We start from the raw sequence: 25,943 nt of genomic DNA, 5'->3' as shown, positions 1-25,943 counted from the left end.
TGAAATGTCTAGAATTCTTCGGATGATGTATTGAGTTCAAAATATGATAATAAGCGCCCGCTATAATCAACTTCATGAGTATATATAAACCCTAGGTTTCGTAAAAGTTTTTTCGAGTTCTCATTTGCTACTTTTACTCTAGCAATTATTCTTTTTACATTCATCATCTCTTTTGCATATTGAATGGAAGCCTTTGCTGCTTCTGACGCATATCCATTTCCCCAATATTCCGGATCAAGTAAATACATAATTTCTATTTCACCTGTTTCATCTATTTTTCTTAAACCACAATGTCCTAAAAGCTCTCCTGTATTTCTATTAACTAACAACCATACCCCGAAACCATACTGTTCCCAATGTGATATTAGTTGCATAATATAGTCCTTTACTTCTTCCTTTGACATTCCCTTTGATTTAGCAAGCCATTTGCCAACAGCCTCTTCTTTTACTATGCTATAAAATTGATTAATATCTTCTATAATGGGCTTTCTCATGAATAACCTTTTTGTATGTATTACTTTCTTTTCTTCAAACATAAAACTTCATTCCCCTCCAAAATTTTATACAGACTAGTAAATTATACCATGTACTATTTACCCGACTTTAATTAAAAAACAGACTACCACACACGTGGAGTCTGTTTTCTCATCCTTTATTTTTGTACATCTGCCCACTTTAAACTTGTTGCTGGTCCAAATTGATGTACGTATAAATCTTTCACATATGGCTTTTGTAAGTAAGATAATCCACGCTGGAATACTGGAGCAATTACCGCATCATCCAGCAACATCTTTTCAGCATCTTGCAATGCTTTCCAACGAGTTTTTTCATCATTACCTAATTCTGTTTTAATCTTCTTAATTAACGCATCATATTCTGGATTTGCATATTCAGTATTGTTCACACTGCTTCCAGAAAGGAATACTTCTAAATATGTCATTGGATCTGGATAATCTGGCAGCCAACGTGATAATGACATTTCATATTCTTTCTTCTTCTCTAGCGCTAGCTTTTGCGTATGTGGCTGTAATTTTACATTTACCTTTAAGCCTGGTAAGTTTTTCTCTAGCTGTTCTTTAATGTATTCTCCTACTTTCTTAAAGTTTTCTAAATCATAGTTTAATAACTCAAGCGTTACTTCATTTATACCAGTCTCTTGCTTCGCCTTTTCCCAATATTCTTTCGCCTGTTTTACATCCGTTTTATTAAACTCACCTGCTGTACTTCTAAAATCTTTGTTATCTGGACCTTTTAAAAATCCTTTTGGCACGTAATAGTTTGCAGCAACCGAACCATCATTTAAAAACGAAGTCGCAAGTCCTTTCTTATCAAACACTGTACTTAGTGCAAGACGTGCATTTTTATTTTTAAGAATCGGCACATTTTCATTAAATCGGAAGAAGTACATAACTGGATCTGTATATTGTTTTAGCTCTTTATTATTTTTATATTTATCTACGAATTCTGTAGAAATGACAGCTCTATCAACTTTATCTGTTTCATATAAATTTACCGCAGTTGAAATTTCTTTAACAATTTGATAGTTTACTTCATCTAACTTCACTTCTTTTTTATCCCAATACTTATCGTTTTTCTTCATTGTAAAGCTCGCTTCATGCTTCCAATCAGATAGTGTAAAAGGCCCATTATATACCGTTTTATTTGCTTCTAATCCGTATTTATCACCTTGTTCTTTCGCATATTTTTCGTTAATTGGATAGAATGATGGTAAAATAAGTAATTTCGTAAAATACGGTACAGGATGTTCCAACTCTACAACGAACGTTTTATCATCCTTCGCTTTTACTCCTAATTCCTCTAACCCTAGTTGTTTCTTATTTATTTTCTCCGCATTTTTCACATCGTACGCAATGTATGCATATTGAGAAGCAGTATCCGGATTAATAAGCTGCTTCCAAGCATATACGTAATCTTGCGCTGTTACTGGATCTCCGTTAGACCATTTCGCATCACGTAAGTGGAATGTATATGTTTTTCCATCTTTGCTCACTTCATATTTTTGTGCTCCAGCTTCAATCACTTCATCATTTTTCGATAAGCGGAATAATCCTTCCATTACGTTATTTAAAACGTTAAATGATACTGCATCTGTTACTTTCCCTGAATGTAATGACGGAATTTCACCCGTTTCTAGTAACTGTAATACTTTTTTCTCATCTTTCGGCTTTGTCGCTGTTTTTTCTTTTGCGCAGCCAACTAAAATTGAAGAAACTAATAGAGTACTAACTAATGAGTAACGAACAACTTTTTTCATTTGAAAACCTCCCTCTATTTTTTAAGGTAAGTAACGACGCGCACCAGCGTATTCTTCTATATATCCTGGTGTATTTAGTGGTATAATCTCTACCGATCTTTCAGCTCTTGGTGAGTGAATCATATTTCCGTCACCAATATACATAGCAACGTGATGAACACTACCTTTCCCTTGATCATGTGCGAAGAAAATTAAATCTCCTTTTTGTAAATGTTCTTTATCCACTGCAACTCCATTTCTCGATTGCGGTCCAGAATCTCGCGGAATGGTAATACCGTGCGATTTATAAATTGTATGTGTAAATCCAGAGCAATCAAATCCGAAGCCACTTGTACCAGCCCATATATACGGTAATCCTAAAAACATTTTCCCTGTGTTTATTAAATCATCGGCTGCCGGAGTTGGAATATCATTTTGAGAACGATAAACCGTTCCATCATTTTTTCGTAGCCAAGCTTTCTGTCCATTTGGTAACAACACGCGATATGAAATTGTATCTTCACTTAGTAGCGGCAGTCGCGTATTATAGCTCACTTCAAGCGATTTATGTTTTTCAGAAGGATTTATATATAAAATTGCTGTCGGTTTCGTTACTAATACGAAAGGTTCATTTGTTTTATCTGCAAATTCTTGATTATAAGTTAACTGTTTTTCAGGCATCCACCCTGGGTAACCTTCCTCATTTCGTGGTGTTGGCTGACCATGGACTAACACTTTCACCCAATCCCCTTTTTTATCAACAACCGTTACTTCTTGACCTAATAGCGCTTGCGTTTCTAATTTATTTGCGTTTGTTAACCAAAGTTTTTCATCAAGTGTCATCGATTTCGTCCACTTCCACAAATCAACTGGATTTGTAGCGCTTGGTACATCAATTGGCCGTAATGAATCAGGTGCAGTCCAAAGTGTTGCGGCAGACACATCGATAAACGCCTTACTATCTTTCTTCTCTTCAGCATGTGCTGATGTAAACGATGAAAATATAAATAAAGTTGTTAAAAATGCAGTTCCTACTTTTTTCATACATATCCCCCTTAAAAGATAGTTTACTAGTCTCTTCTCCTAAGATTTACTATTCACTGTCGATTGAAGGTTTACCTTTGAGCCAGAATAAGTCATTCCTTCTGGTTCTTCCATTAACCAAAGCGGTGCATCAAGATCGAAGTAATGAATATTAGGATGGGCAGCTGCTAAATGGGCTACAGCACTAACAGAAAGTGAGGATTCCATCATACTTCCGACCATACATTTTACACCAGCTGTTTCTGCGATATCAGCAATACGCCACGCTTCACGTATACCACCGCATTTCATTAATTTAATATTGAGCAAGTCTGCATATCCTCCTTGAACGATTTTCAATGCATCACCCGCTGAAAATATGCTTTCATCTGCCATAATAGGCGTTTGTACATGATCTTTGACGTACTTTAAACCATCCAAATCTTTCGCATGAACAGGTTGTTCAATAAATTCAATATTTAAATGACGATTTTCCATCTCTTTAATGATAGAAACTGCCTCTTTTGGATTCCAACCTTGATTTGCATCTAATCGTAACGTCGTATTTTTTGGTACGCTATTTCGAATCGCTTCAATACGTTCTAAATCTAAAGGGGCAGATTTCCCCACTTTAATTTTCAAAGTTTGAAATCCTTTTTCTACATGTTGCTTTGCCTCTTTCGCCATAATGAACGGTTCATCTACACTTACAGTAATATCTGTGTGAATTTCTTTTTTTCCACCTAATAATGCGTAAAGTGGAACGTTATGATATTGACAATACACATCATATAAAGCCATATCTACCGCCGCTTTTGCACTTGGATTTCCAATACAACTCATTTGAATGTGCTGTAGTAACTGCTGAAACTGAGTAATATCTTGACCAATTAAACTTGAACGCATCGGACCTAAAATTGCTTCTTCAATCCCACTAGCGAAATCCCCCGTAATAACTGGTGTTGCAGCTGCAGCACCCTTACCAACAATTCCTTCATCTGTATGAATATATACGTCTATACTTTCTATTTCGGTTACAGTACGAAGCGCCGTTTTAAACGGTGTATGCAGATTTACACGTCTACGATTTACTTTTACATCAGTAATTTTCATTTTGTTCATCCTTTCGTTTTCTCGCAAAATAGAACCTTAATTCTCAATGATTTTGGAGCAATACATCTCCTCTTTTGCCTACTTTTCATGTGGAAGGTTAATGGGAAATAAAAAAATCCAGCCATAAGAAGATTCTTACGGCTGGATTTTGTCTATGAATGTGTAGACAAAGCAGCGATTTGATTATATTTTTTCTGTGCATCTTTTAATGCTACAAGTAGTGCTTTTTGAGACGAACCGAAATAACGATCTTTTATTTCCATTACTAATTCTGGGTCATTAATATTTTTATGTAGAAATAAATATTTAACGAATTGAGATGTTAATGCAATTGTCGCTGAGCAATCTGCATCTACAATTTCCCCAGTCTCCTTAACAAGTACAAACGCTACAAAATAGCTTTTAAACTTTTCGGTAATGGGATTATTTTGAGGTGCTTTCGCATCCCCTACGACATAAATTGTATTTGAAGCGTACACAGCTCTCTTCCTTTCTAATACGGGATAACGGTTTTCTTAATAGTCGTATGAGTGATAAACTCAACATGGATTAAAAAATGTATCCGCTTACCTTGTATTATAATACAATTGACAGAATTTTAACAACATTTATTTTCGTATATATTCCATAAGTACAAAAACAGCTCGAGCTCTTCATTTTTACAATATGTAATTGTTTCTTGTACCATGACATCATACATGAAAAAACAGCTAGCTATTGCTAACTGTTCTATTACACTACTTAGGCAACACAAATATAGTTTCATTTGATTTAGAAAATTGATATTCTTTTCTCGCAAACTTTAAAATTTCTTCTTCATCGTCTGTTAAATTTTCTATGTTAGTCTTTAAAGAAGCCTTATCTTTCTTTAAAGAAAGCAATTGTTTTTTTTGGTTCGTTATTGTATCTTTTTTTTCTACAATTATTTCTTGTTGTTTCGTTAAAATAAATTGAACGTACAAAGTAGCCGCCGCAATAAATATAAACATGAATATAAATCGCCTTAGTTTTTTCTTATTAATTGCTCGATTCTCATTAGACTGTGATAGTTGTTCTTGTATATTAGGAACATTTATTCGCTTGAGTTTCCTCATTATGAAATCCCCCTAACACATATATTTTCACTACCATCGGCATGATTTCTTATTAACTTTAATTCTATTCTTATAAAATAAGCTCCTTCACAAAAATATCTCACTAATTAACCAATTAAAGATAGCATTCGACGACATTTCCATATTTATATTGCACTTTTTTATGTATACTGGCATAAAATAGTAGTTTCTGTTATTCTTTTTCTACTATTGTAGAAGAGTTTTTTTACATACAAATTTCTCCTTGTTTTAACATGATTACAAGGAGAAAAGAAATGCATTGTCGTATATTTGGTAAAACCTGAATGACTATTTAAGAGCTTAAGTTTAGAGCATAGATTATACCTATATACACTTAAAATAAGAAAAAAGCCCAATTTGGGCTTTTTTAATTTTGTAAATCAATATCATATTCCATACTTTTTGCCGTATCCTCAGCAACCTCCACACCTAACAAATTTTTCACAATATGAAATGACATGTTAATACCAGCTGAAATACCTGCCGATGTAATGATGTGCCCTTCATCTACAAATTTCACATTCTCCATTACTTCTACATTCGGAAAATCTTTTTTGAACGTTTGAATACTAGCCCAGTGCGTTGTGGCTTTTAAGCCATCCAGTAAACCGGCTTTCGCAAGTAATAACGCTCCAGTACAAACTGAAGTCATTAGTTTTACTTCTTTCATTTGCTGACGAATCCAATTGATTATAATATCATTTTGCACTTCATTTTCCCGAACGCCTTTACCACCTGGAATAAGTAAAATATCAACTGGTGGTAAATCTTCAATACTATAATCCGGCTGTACCTTTAATCCGTTTCTTGCTGTAATCATTTCTCCATTTTGACTAACTGTATAAACAGTAAATGGTTTTTCTTCATCCGCTTCGGTTACAGAAAAAACTTCAAATGGCCCTGCAAAGTCTAACACTTCTACATCATCAAATAAAAATACACCTATACTCCATTTATTCATCATATGTTCACTTCCTGATGCAAATAATGTAAAAGGTGCTCATGTCCTTTTTCTAATGCAATATCATAGGCTGTTTTTCCATCATTTTTCTCAATCATCTTATTAGCTCCATTTTTAAGAAGCAATACGATAATTTCTTCATTCCCTAATAATGCTGCTTCGTGGAGACCCGTCCAACCACCACTTTGTATAACATTTACATCTGATCCTTTTTCAATTAAGAAAGCAACAAGCTCAATTTGCTTATTCGTTATTGCCGCTTGTAAAGGTGTATTTTCGTTTTCGTTCTTTGCTCTAATATGTATATCTGCACCACTTTCTAAAAGAAAACTCGCTATCTCTTTTTGTCCAAAATAAGCCGCTAAATGAAGTAGCGTCCACCCATCTTCACTAAATTCATTAACTGCACTTGGATTCGTCTTTATAAACTCCACCACTTTTTCCTTATTACCACTTATAACAGCTTGTGTTATTGATTGTAAAATCTCCATAATAATCTCCCATCATTCAAAATATTTACTTACACTCTTCTATATGTTCTATTGATTATTATATTTTCCTCTTAAAATAACAGTTTACATAACAATATTATCTATCGTATTCCTATCTTTTGTTTTAAATATTAAAATATTCCGTTAAAATACCAATAATCATGTTTTATAAGGAGGAGAAATTATGTTACAAGTAATGCCTTTAAATAGTGAAGACTATAATTTAATTACAGCTGCTGAAAAAGTAATCGAAAAAAACTATAAATATGGTCGTCATCATATCGGTTCAGCTGTACGAACTAAAACGGGTAATATTTATGCAGCAGTGCATGTTGAAGCAAATATTGGAAGAATAACAGTATGTGGTGAAGCCATGGCAATAGGAAAATCTATTTCCGAAGGTGATCATGAATTTGATACCATTGTAGCAGTTGCACACCCACACCCTCATGAAGATATAGAAAAATGTTGGGTTGTTGCTCCATGTGGGATGTGTCGAGAATTAATAAGTGATTACGGAAAAAATACGAATGTTATACTCTCTTATAATGGTGAACTTGTAAAATGTAACGTAATGGAATTATTACCTGAAAAGTATACAAGTGAAGTAGAATAATCATTCCTGTTTTCCATTCATTAAATAATATTATTCCAATAAAAAACAATCCATTTTAAAAACGGATTGTTTTTTTATTTCTGTTTTTTGCAGTTTATTTTATTTTTCTATTTTCAATACTGATAGAATTACATTAATAAAAATGAAATTCAAATACGCAATCGAGCCTCGCCCTGTATTTTTCATTTGAAAACCAAAATAGAATTTACCCTTACATTCAAAAAAACATTAATATAAGATCTCTAAAATGAGGGATCTTATCATACCAATCTATAACAATTCTGTCTTCTTCCCTTGCCTGTTTCCTTTAGTACATATGATTTTAAAACTAGTGCTGTTAATGAATCCGTTAATGTTTTATATGATAAATTAGATAATGCTAATAGATCGTTCGTATATAACATTCTATGCTTCTCTAATAATAATAGTACTAATCGTTCAGACGGTTTTAATGCCTCATCACTTTCTAGTATAAAGTCGATATTTTTCATTTCTCTAATTATTACTCCTTAAATAAAAAAATACTTACACAACTAATTTAATATAAAAATAATACACAACAAAATCTGAAATATATTAAAATAACATTGTTTTAAAACACTATTATACTATAACATAGAAAAAGCATTTCCCGAAATAGGAAATGCTTTTTCTATATTACTTATAGGTTTCTTCTCAATTAACTCCTTAAATATTTCTTGCGATATGCGGCTTACTGTAATGACTTGTTCCACCGCCACCTACTACTACTTTACCGCCTTTTTCAAAAATTAATAATTTACTTGAACCATCTGCAAGAAGTACTGTTACTTCAGCATTGTTACTTGTTGCTACATAAATTACATAACCACTTTTTGATATACACGTTTCCCAATTCGCATCAAATTCTGATCTTACTACACGATTTGAATACACTTGATTCTCAATTCTATCTTGTTCTACGTTCTCCAAATTTATCCCCCTACTTCTCCAAAATAACATTTATAGAAAAATAACAGTTCTATTTAAAATAGTGACTGTCTCTAATATAAATATCATATGTAGTTAATAGAAAGATGCTTGGACGATAAAAACGAAATAGCATGTAAATAATATACGATTAAAACAAGGCAATCGATATTATGTCGATCGCCTTGTTTTCTTAGGTAGTTCTTCATTTTTCTTTTCGTACGGCTTCAAAAGTAAACATTTGATTAGCATTTGACGGTTCATTTTCATAAACATAATCAGCAGAACAAGCAATGTTAGAGAAACCTATACTTTCTAACAGAAGTTTAAACTCTTCTATTCCATACCAGCGCATCGCAAAGCGTTGTAGTTCTGTTTGTACTAACTGTCCTTTACTCCATTTTTCATATTTTAAATATGATAGAGTAACTTGGTTCAGCCAATCTATTTCAATTGATTTATTTTCTAATGTAATTCCGTCTCCGCTCGGTAAAGAAAAAGTCGATGTATGAATCTCCCCAGTCTTCCAATCATGTGGAAGCATAATATCTACGATTAATCGCCCGCCTGGATTAAGATGTTCATAAAAACATTTTAATGCATTTATAGAATCTGTACGATTTTCAATTAAACAAAAAGATCCAGTAGGAATGATAATTGCCTCATATTTATGTGGCAGTGAAAATTGTTGTAAACTTCCTTCATATAAATTAGGATGTAATCCTCTCTCTTTACACCGTATATGGCAAGAATCTAGCATTTCAGGTGAATAATCTATCCCATCTACTGTAAAACCAGCTTCAAGAAGTGGGATAATGACACGCCCTGATCCTACTGCCGCTTCGAGAATTCTTCCGGTGCAATTTTTTAAACGTTCTTCGTAATACTCAATATCACCATTTAAAGAATAACCGACAGGCTTTGTGAAATCATAAAGTTCCGTGCAAAGTGTACTATAAAAACTAAACATTTATTTTCTCCTCCGTTTTTTACGTACGGAAGATTTTCTTTCAATTAATCTTCCTGTACCTTTACTTTTAATGAAAATTCGAAAGAGCTGACTGTCATAATATATCACTCGCTTTCCATACAATATAATCATATTATATAACATTTCCTTGTGAATGAAAATTCAGAATTTTACCAAGAGGAGCCTATGATGAATTCATTCATTATATTTTTTTTACTTCTTATTGCTTTTAATGCCGTAATTTTCTTTATTGCAAAGAAGTATAGACGAATATGGAAAATTACAAGTGGCATTTTCATTCTTTCTTCCCCCATCGTTTTCTTTGCCACTTTGCATGTAATTGGTGAAAAAGTAGGAGATGGATTCGCTGGAGGTTTTGCTGGGCTTACATTTAGTGGCCTATTGATCATAAATGCAATTTTTTTATTTATTGTAAGCCTTTTTGTATCTACCAATAAAAAGTGAAAGGCAGAAACGTTGATTTTATAACGTTTCTGCCTTTTCAATTTCATGTGATCTTATTTCACAATTGGTAATGTCACTTCACTTAATTTTACTGTTAACTTTGTTCCCGCTTTCGGTCTAATTGTATAATCATAGTCGCTAGCAATTAAAACGACCCCTATTTGATGCCCAGCTTTAAAGACATAATCATCTGGCTGCATGTCCCATGTAAATGTATAATCTTTGCCCGGTTGAATCGCTGTTGAAGTTTCTATACTCTTTAAGTTTTGTGGATCCATCCAGCCTCGTGTTACGATTTCCGGCTTCGTTCCTCCATAGTCAACAAGTAATGCTGTTAAATTTGATACAGATCGATCAATATTTCCTGTAATTGAAATCTTTGGTGTGCCACTTATGCGCATATCTTTTTGCAGTACAGGCATTGTATACACTAATCGATTGGCTACTTCTAATTCTGGGCTTGCTATTAATTGATTTGATTTCATTTTTGCATCATCTGCGAATGAGAAAACTTTATTTGCAGAGCCCATACTTAATGGTAAATTAACTGCTTTGTTACTTAAATACATACGAACTTTGGACGGCACCGCTGATGGATCTGGCCAGTTTTTTAATTTTTCCCAAGTTTTATTTTCACGTTGTACATCAACCATTGGTTCATTCATAATCCCATTTTCAATTCCATACAGCCAGTAATCGAACCATTTATTTTGTGTTCTTTGCCAGTCATTCGTTGATGTTCCACCGTGTCCACCTTGATGTAACCACATTTTACGAGGGACATCATTCTCTCCAAGTGCTTCCCACCATTGCGCAAACTGCTTCGTCTTTACATTCCAATCATTTAAACCATGAACAACAAATACACTCGCTTTTACGTTTTTAGCATCTTTTACATAATTACGTTTGTCCCAAAAATTATTATAATTACCAGTTTTCCGGTCCTGTCCTGCTGTTAACTCTTTTATTACTTGTCCACAAACTTCAGGATTTTCTCTTGTTAGTACTGCTTCTGCCATATTATCTGTATCTTCTCCTTGGTATCCACCTGGCGCAATGACTGCACCATTTGCACGATAATAATCATACCAACTACTAATCGCTGCAATTGGTATAATTGTTTTTAACCCTTCAACGCCTGTCGTTGCAACAGCATTCGGTAACGTACCATTATAAGAGACTCCAGTCATACCTACATTTCCTGTTGACCAATCGGCTTTAACTTCCTCACCATTTTCTGTATATGCTTTCGCACGTCCATTTACCCAATCAATGACAGATTTCGTCCCTAATATTTCTTGTTCGTCCCCAGTAGTCGGACATCCATCTGATTTTCCAGTTCCAATACTTTCACCTAAAATGACTGCATAGCCTCTTGGTACATAATAATTTCCGTATGAACCAAGATTAACAGCTCCATACGGTTTGCCTTCATACGCATACAATTCTTCATCTACATTATATACAGGAACGTCTTTTAAACCCGCTCGATATGGACTCATTTCATATATAACAGGAACTTTCACATTTGGATCAGTTTTTGGACGCATAACTTTTACTGATACTCGATCTTTTTTTCCATCTCGATCACTATCTACTTCCGTTTCTACAAATAAATTTTCAACAATCGCTTCATCAAGCGAGTAAATCGGTTTTGTCATCCCATTCTCTAATTCAATCTTCGTGTTTGAACGTAACGCTTCTGAGATTTTTCCATTTAATTTAACGTCATTCTTATTTATGTAGTTTGTGTCTTTATTGTCCGCATACGCAGTCATACTAGAAACACCTGATGCAATTGATAAAGATAATATTGCTGATAGTGTAGCTATTTTCTTTTTCCCCATACTCTTTCCTCCCCATATATTTCTCCTTTTACTATACAACAAAATCACTGAAAATTCAGTTAATATCTCATACAACCACTTGAGAAATTTGCAGAACACTCTTCCAACGATTTTTTGAAGTTATTTATTCTCGTTTACTACTCACATATAATCAATTAGAAGCATCGCCTATTAATAGACGATGCTTCTAATCGTATTAAATTATTCATTCTTCATAGTTATATAAAACCGTATTTCTCCCTCTATAGTAGATACACCATAGTCAAAACCATGCCTTTCTAAAATACTTTTCACGATTGCTAAACCTAGTCCTGTACCTGAATGGTCTTTACTACGAGAAGATTCTAAGACGTAAAAAGGCTCCCAAATTTTATCGATATCTTTCATTTGTTCAGCATTCATACCATTTTGAATTTGAAAATATACACTTTCATTTCGATCTTCTAAAGTAATTTTTATATTTTGATTTGTTGTATATTTTATCCCATTGGAAATTAAATTTTGTAATACCATACTCATTTTATTTACATCTGCATAAATAATTGCATCGCCAACATTATAATTCACATGCAAATCAATTTCTTTTGAATCCAGTTCAATCTTATGCTTATCTATAATACTTTGGAGTAGTGATTTAATAGAGAATTCTTCTTTTTGCAAAACATCTCTTTCCAATTTAGAAAATCGTAATAATTCTTCAATTAAATTTGATATTTGATCTGTTTGTTTAATGATTGTATCTATGTACGTACCATCATCTAGACCATCTTTTATTCCCATAGAATATGCTTTTACTAGTGCTATTGGTGTTTTTAATTCATGCGTCACATCACCCATAAATCGTTTTAAATGTTCATTTCGATCTGTTAAATCTTCATGGGCTTCATGTAGTTTTTCACTCATGATATTAATACTAGTGGCTAAGTCTCCTATTTCATCATTCGTTTTCACTTTTGTCTTTTTAAACTTTAAACGTGAAATATCTTCTGCGACATCACTTAATTCTTTCAGTGGTGTCGTAATTGCTTTTGACAATATCCATACAAGTACAATAATAAGTAAAATCGTCATACCTAAAATGAATAAATACAATGCGTTTAACGTTTTTATTATTTCATTCGAATGTGCGATAGAAACCCCTACTAAAATCAACATATCGTTTTTCGCAATATATTTCACAAAAAAACTAGATTTGGTTTTCTCTTGATCATATATTTTATTCAATTGTCCGAAGTTCTTTACTTTTATTATTTCACCTTTTGTAATCCAAAGTTTATTAAGGGCAACTCTTTTCCTTGTAAGTTGCAAGCGTAACTCATCATTAATATGATCTTCCGAATTGTTAATTGATGTATACGCAATCGTAACAGTTCCTTTATTTTCAATGCTAGAAATTGCTTCATCTATTTGTTCGCTCGGTATGGACTGTATTTGTGCTGTAATACCTTTTAAACTTTCTCGTGTTTTGTAAATATTATATTTCGGTAAAAGATAGTTAATTAATAATAAAGAAATCGTAAAAATAAGAATAACAGTTAAAGAAATGCTGAGAAATAGTTTTTTTCCAAGTTTATTCACTCTGTTCCTCCAAACTATATCCTAGCCCACGATGCGTCTTTATAATATTTTCTCCAACTTTTTTACGTAATCTTCTTACATGTGTATCAACAGTTCGCTCTTCTCCAAAGTAGTCAAATCCCCATACGATATCTAACAATTTTTTACGAGTTAAAATCATGCCTTTATGATTTAAAAAACACTTTATTAATTCTAGCTCTGTTTTTGTAATATCTAACTCTTTGTCATTTTTATAAACTTTATTTTTCGTAAAATCAATTTTCAAATCTTGAACTTGAATGACATCATCATGCTGTATTAGCTTTTTCGCTCGCGTAATGAGTACGCCTGGATGAAATGGTTTTTTTACGTATTCATCTGCCCCACTTTGAAGCGCTGCTAATTCATCTTCACTTTCACTTTTTGCCGTAAGCATTAATACCTTTACGCTTGAATTCTTTTTTATTTCTTGACAGACAGTAATACCACTATGTTTCGGCATCATCCAATCTAAAATAGCTAAATCAATTTTCTCATCATAAAATATTTGAAGTGCTTCCTCTCCATCTTTCGCTAATAACACTTCGAAGCCTTCTTTTTCAAAATAAGCTTTTAAAATCCTTAACATATCTTGTTCATCATCTGCAATTAATACTTTCATGAATGATCCTCCATTACTTTTAAACAAAAACCAACTGTATTATACAACTTCTTTGTTACATAAATGTGACAGAAAAATATTTGAACTTTTTAAGGGTATAGTAAAGACGAGGTGTTATATTATGATTAAAAAAATCGGGGTCATTACTCTTCTTTGTTTCTTATTATCGACAAACGTGTTCGCAAATAGTAATCAACAAATTGAAGTATTTGATTGCAAAAAAGAAATGGTCGTTCAAAAACAATCTTTAGATTCAGCTATTCAAAAAGAAGCTGTTCAATATGCTAAATCTATTACTGGCCCGTTCAAAAACTTAAATGTCGTTCCAAAAGATGGTCACATGATAAAAATCCCTTTATCTAAACCAGTTTCTATTACAAATCAATGGCTACAAACTACAATTGATGAAGTACTTATTCTTCTACCACTTAACGAAAAACCTTATATTATGCTTTACGACGATGAAAATAATCCACACTTCTATTATGTAAAAGGTAATCCGAAGGGATTATTGAAAGAAATGAATGTTAAATTATAATGTAAGAAAGATCCCATAAATATCATTTGTGGGATCTTTCTTTATCAGTTAGCAACTGCATTTTCATTTAAAAAATGAATAATCTGTCTTTTATGATGGTTATCATGCTCTATAAATTCTTTAATAATATAAATAAGAGAATACGGCGTTCCAGTATGAGGACAGTATGATACCCCATTGGCCGTTAAAGGTTTCTCTAGATTTCCAGCAGGCAGTAATCTAAGTTCTTTTACAAGTAACTCTCTTTTAGCTTCTGCTTCTTCAAGAAGTTTCATTTTAGATATACCTGATTTGGCATAATTAGATGCTAGTTTATTATATGTATCAAAATCAGGAAAATCCATTCCCTGTCCATCTCTCACTGATGATAATGTCTCACGTAGAAGATAGTCATCCCAGTTCATAATATGAGATACGATCTCACCAACAGTCCATTTCCCTTCTGATATTGGTGCCACCCACAATTCCTCTTTCATACCTTTCAATGTATTTATCCAAATTGAATATTCATTGAAATCATTAATAATTTTATTTTCTCCCATTATCCAATTCCCCATTCTAATAGTAGATTCATATAAATTATACCACCCATCCACCTAAAAAACAGAACAAAAGTTCCGATAGAAGAGATAAATAATAATTAACTATATCCTTTTATATATGTTCACATAATGACTCGCTCCTACATATTTTGTCCCTTTCACAAATCCACTTGAAGTATAAAATTTGTCTCCCTGTTCTGTATCTGTATGCAAGACAACAATATTAAAATATTTTTTCGCATCGCTTAAAATTCGCAATAACAGTAACCTCCCTACTCCTTTCCTTCGGTATTCTTTTGCAATATAAAATCTCCTTACCCTACCAATCTTATTATTTTCTGTATAAGGATCCTCATTCAACCCTCCTATTCCAATTAACTTTTCCCCTTGAAAAATACCATATAAACATTCACCAGTTTTATTAAATGTGTTTATTTTATTTTCATATTCACTTATTAGTTTTATTAGGAAATTAAATCCTTCTTCTTTGCTTTCTTGAACAAGGTAATTGTGTTCGTATAACATTAAATCTTCAATTTGTTGAATATGTATATCTTTCAAATAAATTCCCCCTTAATATGAAAATATATAAAAATGCTCAAGAATTTTTTATTCTGAGCATTTTTATGGTTATTATTTTATTCAATTCGTAGCATGCGTATTTTGCACTTTAAGTAAAATGCCCTTAAGCTCCATTAAATCATCTATTACTATATCCGCCTGAACAAGTTCATCTTCTTGTGCAAAATCAAAATTACATCCAATCGCAAATAAGCCATTATCTTTGGCTGCGTTTATATCAGATAATCGGTCCCCAACTATAGCTGCTTCTTTTATATCATATTTGTTCAAAATACTTTTTACTAAGTCGCTTTTATTAAGCGAGTTTATTTGTTCAATACTAAATGTTTCAGTAACCCATTGGTCTAAAGCATAATAAGATACGATTGCTCGTAAGTATTCAGTTAAACCATTACTTGCAATATAAATTGAACAATTATTTTCTTTTATATATGTAAAAATCTCTTTTACATTCGGATATAAAGCACCTTTTCCACTCTTAATGTTTTCAATTAATCTTTCTAAAAAATATGCATCAGTTTGTTCTCTTACTTCAATAGAATGATTCGGTAGTAACACTTCCCAAACTTTCGGTAACGGCACGCCCATAATTTCACGGTACTTATCAATAGGTGTTACCGTATCCCATAATTTTAATGAACGTAAATGATTAAAAGTATCATCTAACGATAATTCTAAAATTTTATCTGTTTGAAATAACGTTCCGTCCATATCAAAAATGAATGCTTGTAACATTTCATTCCCTCCTTTTGAACTATAAGTTTTACTCGATATATTTTTCAACATCTCAACGATAATTTCTGAACAATAGTTTGCGGCCGTTTTCGCGAAGTCATCATAAGAAATTTGTGCTTCATCGTCTGCACTGTCAGAAATGCATCGTATTACGAGAAACGGTACTTCATTTATGTAAGCAACATGTCCAATTGCTGCACCTTCCATCTCTGTACAATGCGGTGCATATTCATCTATTAATTTCGCTTTTAGTTTTGAATCTTCAACAAAACATTCACCGCTTACGATTCTTCCTTCATGAACCCCAATATGTAAACTACTACTATTGCATGCAGTACGTGCTAACTCCATTAATTTCTTACTTGCGTGAAATTCCTCTTGGAACGGGAATAAGTTTTTCATTTGAGTCTTACTTACATCATGATGGGTTACGTTAGTTGAAATGACTACATCTCCAACTTTTACATCTGGATGTAGCCCGCCAGCAACACCCGTATTAATGATAGCATCTACATCAAATTTATGAATTAACGTTTGCGTACATGCGGCTGCATTTACTTTCCCTACACCACATCTTGTAACAATCACTTCCATTCCCATGAATTCTCCAACGTAAAAAGGCATCCCCGCAATTGTCTGTTTCTCTTGTATAGCTAGTTTTTCTAAAAGTAAGTCTATTTCAATTTGCATTGCTCCGATAATGCCGATTCTGTTCATGTATGTTGTCCCCTTTTTTTCTTATAAATCTGCCAATATATTATGTAATACACCGTAATTTTCAGCTATCCAATTCATTTCATTCGCAAAACGTGCAGGTGGTACACTATGCTGATCCATATTGGCATAAATCCACCAAGTACTCTCCATGTACCAAAGCATTTGAATTGCCCGAACAATATTCCCTACTGGAAAGTCTAATTCATTGCGGTACCCCGCTAAGAATGATGCAACAAGACTCTTATTTAAACCCCCATCATGTAAGGTACAAGATATAACCGCACGCCCAATATCCAATTCTACATAATCATAATCCATACGATCAAAATCTAGAATTGCTGAGACTTTATCGTTATGGAATAAGAAATTATCTACCCATAGATCGCGTATCGTTCTTTATTATATTGCTTTCATACAAAGTTCCCTACATCCGTTTCGAGTTTCCACTTCAAGTTTAACCAACCACGATGAATTGGAATTACTTTTTGTATTTGAAATTCAAATAAAGATTCGCACTCTACTTGCAGCTCTTGTAATATCATATTAGCTTTTTCATTAGATAACGACTCTATCATCTTTTTTCCTTTCTTAACTTGCTGTTCCTTTCATCCTCTCTACCATAACTGAAATTAAAAATTTTGGAAGTACAAGTTGTCTCTTAAATCTTTTCGGCTGTGAAAGTAACCTATATAGCCATTCAGTTCCAGTATCCCTCATAATTTTTGGTGCTCTTTTTACAGTACCAGATAATATATCGATCATACCACCAATACCAATAGATAGTGGAACGTTTAATGTTTGTATGTTTTCATAGATGAATTCTTCTTGTTTTGGTGAACCTAGTCCTACTAGCAATAAGTGCGGCTTGAATTTCTTTATTTTCATTTTTACTTCTTCTATTTCCTCACCATTTACAAATCCATGCTGTCCTTTAAACTGTGCTCCTGGGAACTGCTCATTTAATTTTTCTAATGCCTTTTTATTACTTTCTGGAGCAGCTCCAAAAAGAAAGACACGGTATCGATTATCGTTACAATATTTTATTAAATCGTGAGTGATATCAGCCCCAGTGACGCGTTCTTTCAGCGTTCCTTTTAATATTTTCGAGCCAACTATGACACCAATTCCATCCGCTGTTATTAAATCAGCAGATAGTAACATCTTTTTAAACTGTTTAGATTTAGCCGTGTTTTCCTTTGCAGACATCACAATTTCAGGATTTGCAGTTACTACAAACCTTGGTTTCTCTCGTTGTTCATGCACCCAATCTTTTAATAAACTTATAGCCTTTTCATATTCTAAAGTTGAAAAAGGTATTCCCTTTATAAGTTGGTGATCCACTATACTCTCTCCCTACATAAGCCTCAAATATTCATCAATATCTTTAGAAATTTGTCTAAAAGCTTTATCCCAAAATACATAGCTCGTTATATCTGTTTCAAAATGTTTTTTCATAAGTTCTTCCACTGGAGCTTTTCCTGTTTCTCGTAAAAACTCTTTATATTTCAAGTGAAAAGTACTTTTACTTTCTTGAGCTATTTCTAATAAACTAAAACTAACTAAATAGCCAAATGTGTATGGATAATTATAAAAAGGAACATCTGCTATATAAAATTGAATATATTTCACCCAAACAAACGGCTGATATTCTAATAATGCATTCCCGTATGCTTTTTCTTGAGCTGCTATAGATAATTTCTCGATTTCATCAGCACTTAAAGGACTTTCTTTACATTTCTCATAAAAGTTCTTCTCAAATTCGAACGATGCTCGAATTGCCATTACATAATTCAAACAGTTTCTTATTTTCCAGCTAAGCAATGACTTTTTCATATCTATGCTATCTGTTGTTTGAATTAGATAATTTATAAGCACCGTTTCAAAGAAAATAGATGCTGATTCAGCTGTACTCATTGGCAAATAATCATCTAAAAAAGAAGAGGATTGTTCAAAACTCATATTATAAAAATGCCAAGCATGTCCTAGTTCGTGGGCAAGTACTCTTACACTATCGATACTTCCGTCGTAACGCATAGAGATTCGTGATTCTTTCTCACTGAAAAAAGGTGCACAAAATCCACCTGGTGGTTTACTATCTCTCGGTTCTGCATCTACCCAACCACTTTCTATCGCATGACGTGCAAATTCTGCTAATTCTTCATCTATATTTTTTAAAGCATCGTATATGTTTTGTACTGCTACTGAAAAAGGAATAATAACCTCATCATTCGCCTTTACTGTCATAAGTTCATGCCATGTAATTGAAGCTCTGCCTTTCTTATACACATTTAAAGCACTAACTAATTTATCTAGATTTTCTTCTGTCGCATTCCACATTTGCAATAATACAGTTTCTGAAATGCCATTTGCATGTAAAGATTGAGTTGAAATATCTATGTCTTCTAATTCATTACTCTTTGTATTACGCAATCTTCCTATTTGATTTAATACAGTAGCAAAAATTTCTTTCTCCTTATGTAAAGCACATGTTAATGACTCGAATACTTCTAGCCTTTCCTTTTCATTATCACTATTCATTGCAACATGATTTGCTTGTCCAAATGATAATTGCTTATTATTGTGCTTTATTTCTATCCTATTCCTTAATTGTATGTACATATTTTCCCACGCATTTAGTTCATCTTTTATTAGCCTAGTATTATCGGTAATTTCCATCTCACTTTGCTGTATGACTTGCTGCACTTCACTTTTTACTTCCTTTACTTTCACAGTCAATCTAGTGTTATCCGATGCAACACTTTCTTCAGCCAATCGACAGTACAAATAGTATTCTGCTTTTTCAATAGCTTGTATAAGTTTTGAAAGAATATCTATATCTTTTGTTACAAAATATTGTTCTTTCAACTCCAATATTGGTACTAGAATATCCCCCTTTGAATACAATCGATCTAAATCCCACGTAGCAATTTCATTCATTTTTATAGCCGCCTCCTATTTTTACAAATAGTTACAGATATTCTCCCTACACAATTATATATGAAATGAATAATTTTTAATATCTTAAAATATTTAGATTTTTATAAACAAAACACTTCAACATATAAAAAAGATGACTCTGTTCACAACAGAATCATCTTTTTTATATCTTATATTTAGCATTTTCATACTAATTTCATAAAAAATAATTTATATATTTAGTAACTGCTTTTTCTTCACATTAAATTCATCTTCTGTAATAACGCCCATATCTAATAATTCCTTAAATTTTTTCAGCTCATCTGCTACAGAAATAGTAGCATTTGTTGCTGGTCTTTCCTCAACTTTTTCTTTTTTTAATGAATCTAAAACTTGATGAACATTATTATTAATAGCAGTTGCTGACTCTTTATCTAAAGAAATATTAAATTTTTCTTGAGGAGTATCAATTGTTAAGACCCCAAATAATAATCCTTTTTCAAATGTTATATCATTTATTTTTTCGTAAGCTACAGATTTGAATTTCTCACCAGTTAAAGATTTTTGTCCAAACATAATTCGTTTATTCGTAATAGCATATGCAAAATTACGATCATGTTTTGTTGCAGATTCATAATTATGTAAACCGATAAATGTCATTAAAACTTCTTCGTCTTGCATTAAGTTTGTTTCAAGTACTCCGAAATGCTTTAAGCCCCACTTTTCATTATGTCCAGAACCGAATTTATTTTCAACACTGTATTGATACATTCCTTCAGCAGTAGACATCGGATTTTTAGCAATTTTTTCTGCTCTTGCATTCATTATAGCTTTCTTCTCTTCAATCATTTCTTTAATTTCTTCAATTGTAATTTTATTTACAGGTATAACAGTCATACCACCCGCTTCTTTCAAGCAATCTGGACAAATCCAAGCATTTGATTTTTTTACTTTGTATCGATTCAAGCCAACCTTATTCTCACAAACACCACATGCTACTTTTAAACTAAAAAAACTCATAATTAACCTCCAAGTTTCTATATCATCATTCTATTATTTTCAATAATATTTAGTCCCCTATTTTATAATTCATACTAAAAGGTTATTTAATATGTATAGATTCCATTTATCCATAGAGAAACAAATATTTTAACACTAATCATTTCAAGCATCAACAGCACTTTATTATTTGGAAATAATTACATCACAAAAAAAGGATTGATCAAAAGATCAATCCTTTACTCTACTTCATTTAAGAAAAATAACGTTATAACACCCGGTCCTGTATGTGCTCCGATTGCTGCACCAATTGTATTTACGATAAATACTTCACAGCCAAATCTATCAGTAATTAATGCTTTTAATGCTTCAGCTGTTTCTAAGTCATCACCATGAGTCATTGCGATTGTTTGACCTTTAAGTTCCTTTCCGCGCTCTTCCATTATATCGACAATTCGGCCAAGTACTTTCTTTTTCCCTCGGACTTTTTCAAGTGGTACAAGCTTTCCTTCTTCCACGTTTAAGATTGGCTTAATGTTTAGTAAACCACCGATAAATCCTGCGACTTTACTTAAACGTCCACCTCTCACTAAGTACTGTAAGTCAGCTACAGTGAAGATATGTTCCATATGGTTCATTAGAAAATCAACACGTTTTAAAATATCTTCTTTTGATGCACCGTCTTTCGCCATTTTAGCAGCTTCTAATACGACAAGCCCTTGACCAAGCGAAGCACATTTCGTATCAATAATTTCTAAATCCAAGTTAGCATGTGTTTCTTTTACTTCCTCTTTAATGAGAACTGATGATTGATATGTACCAGACAGTTCAGATGAAAAAGCTAAATATATACAAGGATTACCTTCTTTTGCATAAGAAACAAATTTTTCCTGGAAAGTTTCAAGTGAAGGCAATGACGTTCTATAAACAGCGCCTTCTCTCATATTTTGCAATAATGTAACTGACTCTAATGTAACTCCATCTAAATACTCTGTTTCTGCTTCATCATAAACACGGAGTGGAATTAAATCAATATCATATGCTTGCAGCAATTCTACCGGTAAATCCGCTGCACTATCCGTAATGATTTTAACACCCATTTTTAAACCTCTATTCTGTTATAAATATAAAAAATATAAAATAAAAATAGTACTTTTAAATTATATACGTAAAACTTAAATGAAGAAAGGAAAACACTTTATATTGTATGCACTATTCTTCAAAACTTGAACTGATAATAAAAATCATGCCATTATAATCACTTTTTTCCTGATATTATATTCTATATAATAAGAAAATTACATTTTTTATAAAGGGGAGATATAAATGAGTATTCAAATGGCTACATCTAATGATTTAGAATGGATTAATAATCAATACGACTCAATAGGATTTGTACGCAGTGATTTAAAAAGAGATAAAGTTGCAATCATTACATATAACAATGAGTATGCAGGTGTTGGCCGGTTAGTCCAAATAGATGAAGATACTTTAGAAATGGGTGGGATACTTATTCTTCCTAAATTTAGAGGTCTACAATTAGCTGGGGAACTTGTTTCATTTTTAGTAGAAACTGCGAAGAAATTACAAGTACAACATGTATATTGCCTTCCTTTTGAGGAATTAGAAAACTTTTATAAGAAATATGGCTATACTGAGGTCGATACTACGAAAGAATTTGTTCATCCCATTATTCTAGAAAAATATAATTGGTGTTTGGATCATTATGAAAAGCATGTTTTATTATTTAAGTTGTAAAGGTACCTAAAGTGAGTATATATATTAATTATACTTGCCCATAGATAATAACCCTACTTTATTTGGTCTACATCAGCTTCTACAAGATATACTATTACTACTTACGCTATCTTTTTCCTTAACCTTACTTTTGTATAAAAGATTAGTTTGTTTAAAATTACCTTAAATCGTATTTAAATAAACTAATCGAAACGCGAATTCCTATATAATACAATTAAGTAATTAAAAGGAGCGTTATTTATGATAGATGTAGTAAGACTCGTTATCTTTACTGTAGTTGCAATTGGTGCCATTATTAACATATACATAGAATTAAAAAAACCTAAAAAAAGTATATTCTCAATCGTTTTTTTATCAGTACTCTTAATTGGATCCTCAGGGTTAATTAAAAATATTTTATCTCAACTTTTATAATAGATTGATTAAAAATCAACCTCCCGTCAATAATGTAAGTAACATGATTGTATCTCTCCATTCCCCCTTTGGAGAGGAGCAGTTAGCTTTTGCTAACTGCTCTTTTATTTGAAAATACGATTTCATCTATTATCCACAAAATAAGTATCATACGCCTTATCAAAAACATATCCTAGTTTTTCAGCTAGTTTTGCAGATGTAGTATTCGCTGCATCCCAGTTTGGGTATATCTCTTTTTCTAAACAGTCCAAGATTAGTGCTGCACTAACTATAGTCGCTAACCCTTTTCTTCTATGATTGTAATTAGTCGCTACTTCAATTTCAATCCCGCTATCATAAATGCTATATGATGATGCACCGCATACAACTTCTCCTTTATACAAAACACAATATCTTATACCTCGGTTTATATAATCTTCAACTGATTGAAATTGACTTGTAAAATCTTCAGAGACTTTATGTAATGTAGAGTTATTTACAATATGTTCATCTATTTTTCTTAACTCGTATCCTTTTGGAAACATCGATAATTTCTTTTCGGCTCACAACCCACTTACACCCCATCCCTTCTCTATATGTTTTATCTCATACACATAATATGAGGGGGATATGAGATAAGCTTGGACAATATAACTTTAACGTAGGAATATAGCTACCTACTCATCTCATTAATAATGAAATTACGCCAATAATGAGTAATAACGCATAAATTTCCCTATAAATACATATAACGATTTCATCTTTCATAAAAAAAACGTTATAATGAAGTGTAGCCTCTACGATTACGTTATAAAGGAGATTAAAACAATGGCTAAAATTAAAGTATACCAAGCAAAAGAAGAAAATATGGAAGCAGTAAAAAACATCATTGATGTTGAAGAACAAAATCCAACTGCTGAAAACTTACAAAATCTATACGCATGTGTATTAGATACTGAAGATATGGCATTGCCTGAATCATACATTGAAGAAGATATCTTAATTGATTCTATTGAAGTTATGGTTAACGCTTCTCAAAGCAAAATAAGAGACCTAGGTGCTTACGATGTAATCGAAGTTCAAAACAAAGGTAAGAAAACACAAATTTTATTATTAGCAGACGAAGAATACGAAATCATCGAAGGCTAATCTAAAACCGTACATACGAAAAAGCTCCTTTCCAATTGGAAGGGAGCTTTTTCATTACGCTTTAGATGTTTCGCTCTTTTTATTCTTTTGTTGTTTCTTCATTACCATACGCTCATTTCCCATAAAGAAAATAAATATGAATGCTAAACCAGCTGGTACCAATGCCCACATAAATGTTTGGACAATTGAGCTAGAAAGAGCATCAATAATTTTATCTAATATTTGCGGCGGGATTTGAGATCTTGCCGCTTCTGATAGAATAGCTCTTGAATCTCCTAAAGCGTTTGTATTCATTCCTCCGCTCATACCCTTAAATGCTTCTTCTAATTGATCTTGGAAACCTGTTCTTTGGATCATTCCGAAGATTGTAATACCAAGCGTCATGCCTAATGAACGAATAAAGTTACTCGTTGAAGTCGCAGACCCTCGCTGTTCCATACCAAAGTTGTGGATAGCCGCCATACTTAGTACAGAGAATGAGAAACCAACCCCAAATCCGATAATAATCATATACACTGTTAATAATGCACGACTTGTTTCTGGCGTTAATGTACTTAATAAGAATAGTCCTATTAGCATAATAACAGCAGAAATAATCATAATGTTTCTGTAGCTAAGCTTCGTCGTTAAAAATCCACCTAATTGCGCTGTTACAACTGATCCTAACATCATCGGTAATAGTAGTAATCCTGAGTTTGTTGCGGTACCACCGTATACAACTTGAATGAATAACGGTATGTACACAGTTGCTGACATAAACGCAGCACCGTAACATAATGCAATAATTGTACTCATTCCGAATAAGCGCTGCTTAAACATCTCAAATGATATGATTGGCTCTTCTACTTTTCGTTCAATAAAAATAAATGCAACAATTAAAATAGCGAATGCACCAAATAAACTTAAAATAAAGCTAGAATCCCAGTCATACTTTTGTCCGCCAAGCTCTAAAGCAAACATTAAACAAACTACTGCACCAACTAAAGTAATTGCACCAAACCAGTCAATTTTTTGCTTTCTATGAACTCGTGACTCTTTATAAAAGAATGTAATAAAAATAAGTGCTAAAATGCCAAGCGGTAAGTTAATGTAAAATACCCAGTGCCAGCTAATATAATCTGTAATATACGCGCCAAGCAACGGTCCAAAAATACTCGATAAACCAAATACTGCTCCGAATAAACCGCCCATTTTCCCGCGTTTTTCAGGAGGGAAAATATCAAAAACGATAGTAAACGCGATCGGCACTAATGCCCCGCCGCCAATACCTTGAATGGCACGATAAATACCTAACTGTGTAATATTTTCAGCAGTACCACAAAGTGCTGAACCAATCATAAAAACGATTAAACCAAAAATAAAGAATCTCTTTCTACCATACATATCTGATAGTTTACCGAATATCGGCATGCCTGCCATTTCTGCGACCATATAGGCAGAAACGACCCATACAAAGTTTTCAAGACCTCCTAAGTCACCAACAATCGTTCCCATCGCTGTTACGACAATGGTATTATCCATTGATGCCATTAAAATACCTAGCAATAAGCCCGCCACAACAAAGCCGAGCTTATTATTCTTCTCAACCATAAC

28 protein-coding genes and 2 pseudogenes are annotated in these 25,943 nt (G+C 32.7%); 6 read left to right on the top strand and 24 right to left on the bottom strand.

The annotated features are described in order from the left end of the window. Positions 1-8 precede the first annotated feature (8 nt). From PDQ68_RS09030 to PDQ68_RS08995, 8 genes are all read right to left on the bottom strand, one after another. Positions 9-536, bottom strand: a complete 528-nt coding sequence (locus PDQ68_RS09030; RefSeq protein ID WP_061182924.1) for a GNAT family N-acetyltransferase — start codon at positions 534-536, stop codon at positions 9-11. Between the two features lie 116 nt (positions 537-652). Continuing rightward, positions 653-2,275, bottom strand: a complete 1,623-nt coding sequence (locus tag PDQ68_RS09025) for a peptide ABC transporter substrate-binding protein (protein ID WP_061182923.1) — start codon at positions 2,273-2,275, stop codon at positions 653-655. A gap of 21 nt (positions 2,276-2,296) precedes the next feature. Then, on the bottom strand, positions 2,297-3,298 hold the full coding sequence (locus tag PDQ68_RS09020) for a C40 family peptidase (protein ID WP_061182922.1): 1,002 nt from the start codon (positions 3,296-3,298) through the stop codon (positions 2,297-2,299). A gap of 39 nt (positions 3,299-3,337) precedes the next feature. After that, a complete protein-coding gene (locus PDQ68_RS09015) occupies positions 3,338-4,399 on the bottom strand; it encodes a dipeptide epimerase (protein WP_041184676.1) in 1,062 nt (353 codons plus the stop codon). 143 nt (positions 4,400-4,542) lie between these two features. Next, positions 4,543-4,869 (bottom strand): DUF3870 domain-containing protein, encoded by a 327-nt coding sequence (locus tag PDQ68_RS09010; RefSeq protein WP_000271328.1) that lies wholly within the window; start codon positions 4,867-4,869, stop codon positions 4,543-4,545. 258 nt (positions 4,870-5,127) lie between these two features. Continuing rightward, a complete protein-coding gene (locus PDQ68_RS09005) occupies positions 5,128-5,484 on the bottom strand; it encodes an FtsB family cell division protein (RefSeq protein WP_001228718.1) in 357 nt (118 codons plus the stop codon). Positions 5,485-5,872: 388 nt separating this feature from the next. Next, entirely contained in the window at positions 5,873-6,469 is a 597-nt protein-coding gene (locus PDQ68_RS09000; protein ID WP_000981414.1) for a DJ-1/PfpI family protein, read from the bottom strand. Beyond that, positions 6,466-6,957 (bottom strand): ankyrin repeat domain-containing protein, encoded by a 492-nt coding sequence (locus PDQ68_RS08995; RefSeq protein ID WP_061182921.1) that lies wholly within the window; start codon positions 6,955-6,957, stop codon positions 6,466-6,468. The genes PDQ68_RS09000 and PDQ68_RS08995 overlap by 4 nt, the downstream gene beginning before the upstream one ends. Positions 6,958-7,141: 184 nt before the next feature. Here PDQ68_RS08995 and PDQ68_RS08990 point away from each other — a divergent pair, with 184 nt between their 5' ends. Beyond that, complete coding sequence (locus PDQ68_RS08990; protein ID WP_061182920.1) at positions 7,142-7,573, top strand: cytidine deaminase; 432 nt, start codon at positions 7,142-7,144, stop codon at positions 7,571-7,573. A gap of 260 nt (positions 7,574-7,833) precedes the next feature. Here PDQ68_RS08990 and PDQ68_RS08985 read toward each other — a convergent pair whose 3' ends face one another. The 3 genes from PDQ68_RS08985 to PDQ68_RS08975 all read right to left on the bottom strand — a co-directional run bounded on the left by PDQ68_RS08985 (position 7,834) and on the right by PDQ68_RS08975 (position 9,491). After that, positions 7,834-8,064: a hypothetical protein gene (locus PDQ68_RS08985; RefSeq protein ID WP_000789031.1), complete on the bottom strand. Its 231-nt coding sequence runs from the start codon at positions 8,062-8,064 to the stop codon at positions 7,834-7,836. 196 nt (positions 8,065-8,260) lie between these two features. Further along, positions 8,261-8,524 carry a hypothetical protein gene (locus PDQ68_RS08980; protein WP_000432426.1) on the bottom strand — a complete coding sequence of 88 codons (264 nt, stop codon included), beginning with the start codon at positions 8,522-8,524 and terminating at the stop codon, positions 8,261-8,263. 202 nt (positions 8,525-8,726) lie between these two features. Beyond that, positions 8,727-9,491: a class I SAM-dependent DNA methyltransferase gene (locus tag PDQ68_RS08975; protein WP_016717729.1), complete on the bottom strand. Its 765-nt coding sequence runs from the start codon at positions 9,489-9,491 to the stop codon at positions 8,727-8,729. Between the two features lie 189 nt (positions 9,492-9,680). Here PDQ68_RS08975 and PDQ68_RS08970 point away from each other — a divergent pair, with 189 nt between their 5' ends. Further along, complete coding sequence (locus PDQ68_RS08970) at positions 9,681-9,956, top strand: hypothetical protein (protein WP_016717730.1); 276 nt, start codon at positions 9,681-9,683, stop codon at positions 9,954-9,956. A gap of 53 nt (positions 9,957-10,009) precedes the next feature. On the opposite strand, the gene PDQ68_RS08965 is transcribed toward PDQ68_RS08970, so the two are convergent. The 3 genes from PDQ68_RS08965 to PDQ68_RS08955 form a co-directional block, all read right to left on the bottom strand. After that, a complete protein-coding gene (locus PDQ68_RS08965) occupies positions 10,010-11,803 on the bottom strand; it encodes a Xaa-Pro dipeptidyl-peptidase (protein WP_016717731.1) in 1,794 nt (597 codons plus the stop codon). Positions 11,804-12,004: 201 nt separating this feature from the next. After that, positions 12,005-13,381 carry a sensor histidine kinase gene (locus tag PDQ68_RS08960; protein ID WP_016717732.1) on the bottom strand — a complete coding sequence of 459 codons (1,377 nt, stop codon included), beginning with the start codon at positions 13,379-13,381 and terminating at the stop codon, positions 12,005-12,007. Continuing rightward, positions 13,374-14,021, bottom strand: coding sequence for a response regulator transcription factor (locus PDQ68_RS08955; protein WP_000865980.1), 648 nt, complete (start codon positions 14,019-14,021; stop codon positions 13,374-13,376). The genes PDQ68_RS08960 and PDQ68_RS08955 overlap by 8 nt, the downstream gene beginning before the upstream one ends. Positions 14,022-14,142: 121 nt before the next feature. Between PDQ68_RS08955 and PDQ68_RS08950 the strand changes: the two genes are divergently transcribed. Beyond that, positions 14,143-14,559 (top strand): hypothetical protein, encoded by a 417-nt coding sequence (locus PDQ68_RS08950; protein WP_061182515.1) that lies wholly within the window; start codon positions 14,143-14,145, stop codon positions 14,557-14,559. Positions 14,560-14,603: 44 nt separating this feature from the next. On the opposite strand, the gene PDQ68_RS08945 is transcribed toward PDQ68_RS08950, so the two are convergent. From PDQ68_RS08945 to PDQ68_RS08910, 8 genes and pseudogenes are all read right to left on the bottom strand, one after another. After that, positions 14,604-15,101 carry a DinB family protein gene (locus PDQ68_RS08945; RefSeq protein ID WP_061182514.1) on the bottom strand — a complete coding sequence of 166 codons (498 nt, stop codon included), beginning with the start codon at positions 15,099-15,101 and terminating at the stop codon, positions 14,604-14,606. Between the two features lie 102 nt (positions 15,102-15,203). Further along, entirely contained in the window at positions 15,204-15,662 is a 459-nt protein-coding gene (locus PDQ68_RS08940) for a GNAT family N-acetyltransferase (RefSeq protein ID WP_061182513.1), read from the bottom strand. Between the two features lie 81 nt (positions 15,663-15,743). Continuing rightward, positions 15,744-17,135, bottom strand: a complete 1,392-nt coding sequence (locus tag PDQ68_RS08935; RefSeq protein WP_061182512.1) for a 5'-methylthioadenosine/adenosylhomocysteine nucleosidase — start codon at positions 17,133-17,135, stop codon at positions 15,744-15,746. A 21-nt stretch (positions 17,136-17,156) separates the two neighbouring features. Next, positions 17,157-17,710: pseudogene (locus PDQ68_RS08930) on the bottom strand (phosphotransferase enzyme family protein). Positions 17,711-17,723: 13 nt separating this feature from the next. Beyond that, positions 17,724-18,476, bottom strand: coding sequence for a WecB/TagA/CpsF family glycosyltransferase (locus tag PDQ68_RS08925; protein WP_061182511.1), 753 nt, complete (start codon positions 18,474-18,476; stop codon positions 17,724-17,726). Between the two features lie 12 nt (positions 18,477-18,488). Continuing rightward, a complete protein-coding gene (locus PDQ68_RS08920) occupies positions 18,489-20,072 on the bottom strand; it encodes a M3 family metallopeptidase (RefSeq protein WP_061182510.1) in 1,584 nt (527 codons plus the stop codon). Between the two features lie 210 nt (positions 20,073-20,282). After that, positions 20,283-21,071, bottom strand: coding sequence for a PH domain-containing protein (locus tag PDQ68_RS08915; RefSeq protein WP_016717738.1), 789 nt, complete (start codon positions 21,069-21,071; stop codon positions 20,283-20,285). Between the two features lie 218 nt (positions 21,072-21,289). Further along, positions 21,290-22,150 carry a DegV family protein gene (locus tag PDQ68_RS08910; protein ID WP_061184292.1) on the bottom strand — a complete coding sequence of 287 codons (861 nt, stop codon included), beginning with the start codon at positions 22,148-22,150 and terminating at the stop codon, positions 21,290-21,292. Between the two features lie 226 nt (positions 22,151-22,376). Here PDQ68_RS08910 and PDQ68_RS08905 point away from each other — a divergent pair, with 226 nt between their 5' ends. Together PDQ68_RS08905 and PDQ68_RS08900 are read left to right on the top strand one after the other, a co-directional pair. Next, positions 22,377-22,808, top strand: a complete 432-nt coding sequence (locus PDQ68_RS08905; protein WP_061184265.1) for a GNAT family N-acetyltransferase — start codon at positions 22,377-22,379, stop codon at positions 22,806-22,808. Positions 22,809-23,048: 240 nt separating this feature from the next. Continuing rightward, a complete protein-coding gene (locus PDQ68_RS08900; RefSeq protein ID WP_046647385.1) occupies positions 23,049-23,222 on the top strand; it encodes a hypothetical protein in 174 nt (57 codons plus the stop codon). 122 nt (positions 23,223-23,344) lie between these two features. On the opposite strand, the pseudogene PDQ68_RS08895 reads toward PDQ68_RS08900, so the two are convergent. After that, positions 23,345-23,752, bottom strand: a pseudogene (locus tag PDQ68_RS08895) (GNAT family N-acetyltransferase); the annotation flags it as partial. Between the two features lie 277 nt (positions 23,753-24,029). On the opposite strand from PDQ68_RS08895, the gene PDQ68_RS08890 reads away from it, so the two are divergent. Next, the gene (locus tag PDQ68_RS08890) at positions 24,030-24,350 is read left to right on the top strand and encodes a hypothetical protein (protein ID WP_001062732.1); all 321 of its coding nucleotides are present in this window, start codon (positions 24,030-24,032) and stop codon (positions 24,348-24,350) included. A 54-nt stretch (positions 24,351-24,404) separates the two neighbouring features. Here the strand turns inward: PDQ68_RS08890 and PDQ68_RS08885 are convergent, their stop codons facing one another. Next, positions 24,405-25,940, bottom strand: a complete 1,536-nt coding sequence (locus PDQ68_RS08885) for an MDR family MFS transporter (RefSeq protein WP_061182648.1) — start codon at positions 25,938-25,940, stop codon at positions 24,405-24,407. Between the last annotated feature and the right edge of the window lie 3 nt (positions 25,941-25,943).

The sequence above is a fragment of the Bacillus cereus group sp. Bc010 genome (assembly GCF_027716745.1).
GTDB lineage: Bacteria > Bacillota > Bacilli > Bacillales > Bacillaceae_G > Bacillus_A > Bacillus_A pacificus.
This window is presented reverse-complemented; position numbering and strand designations above follow the sequence as displayed.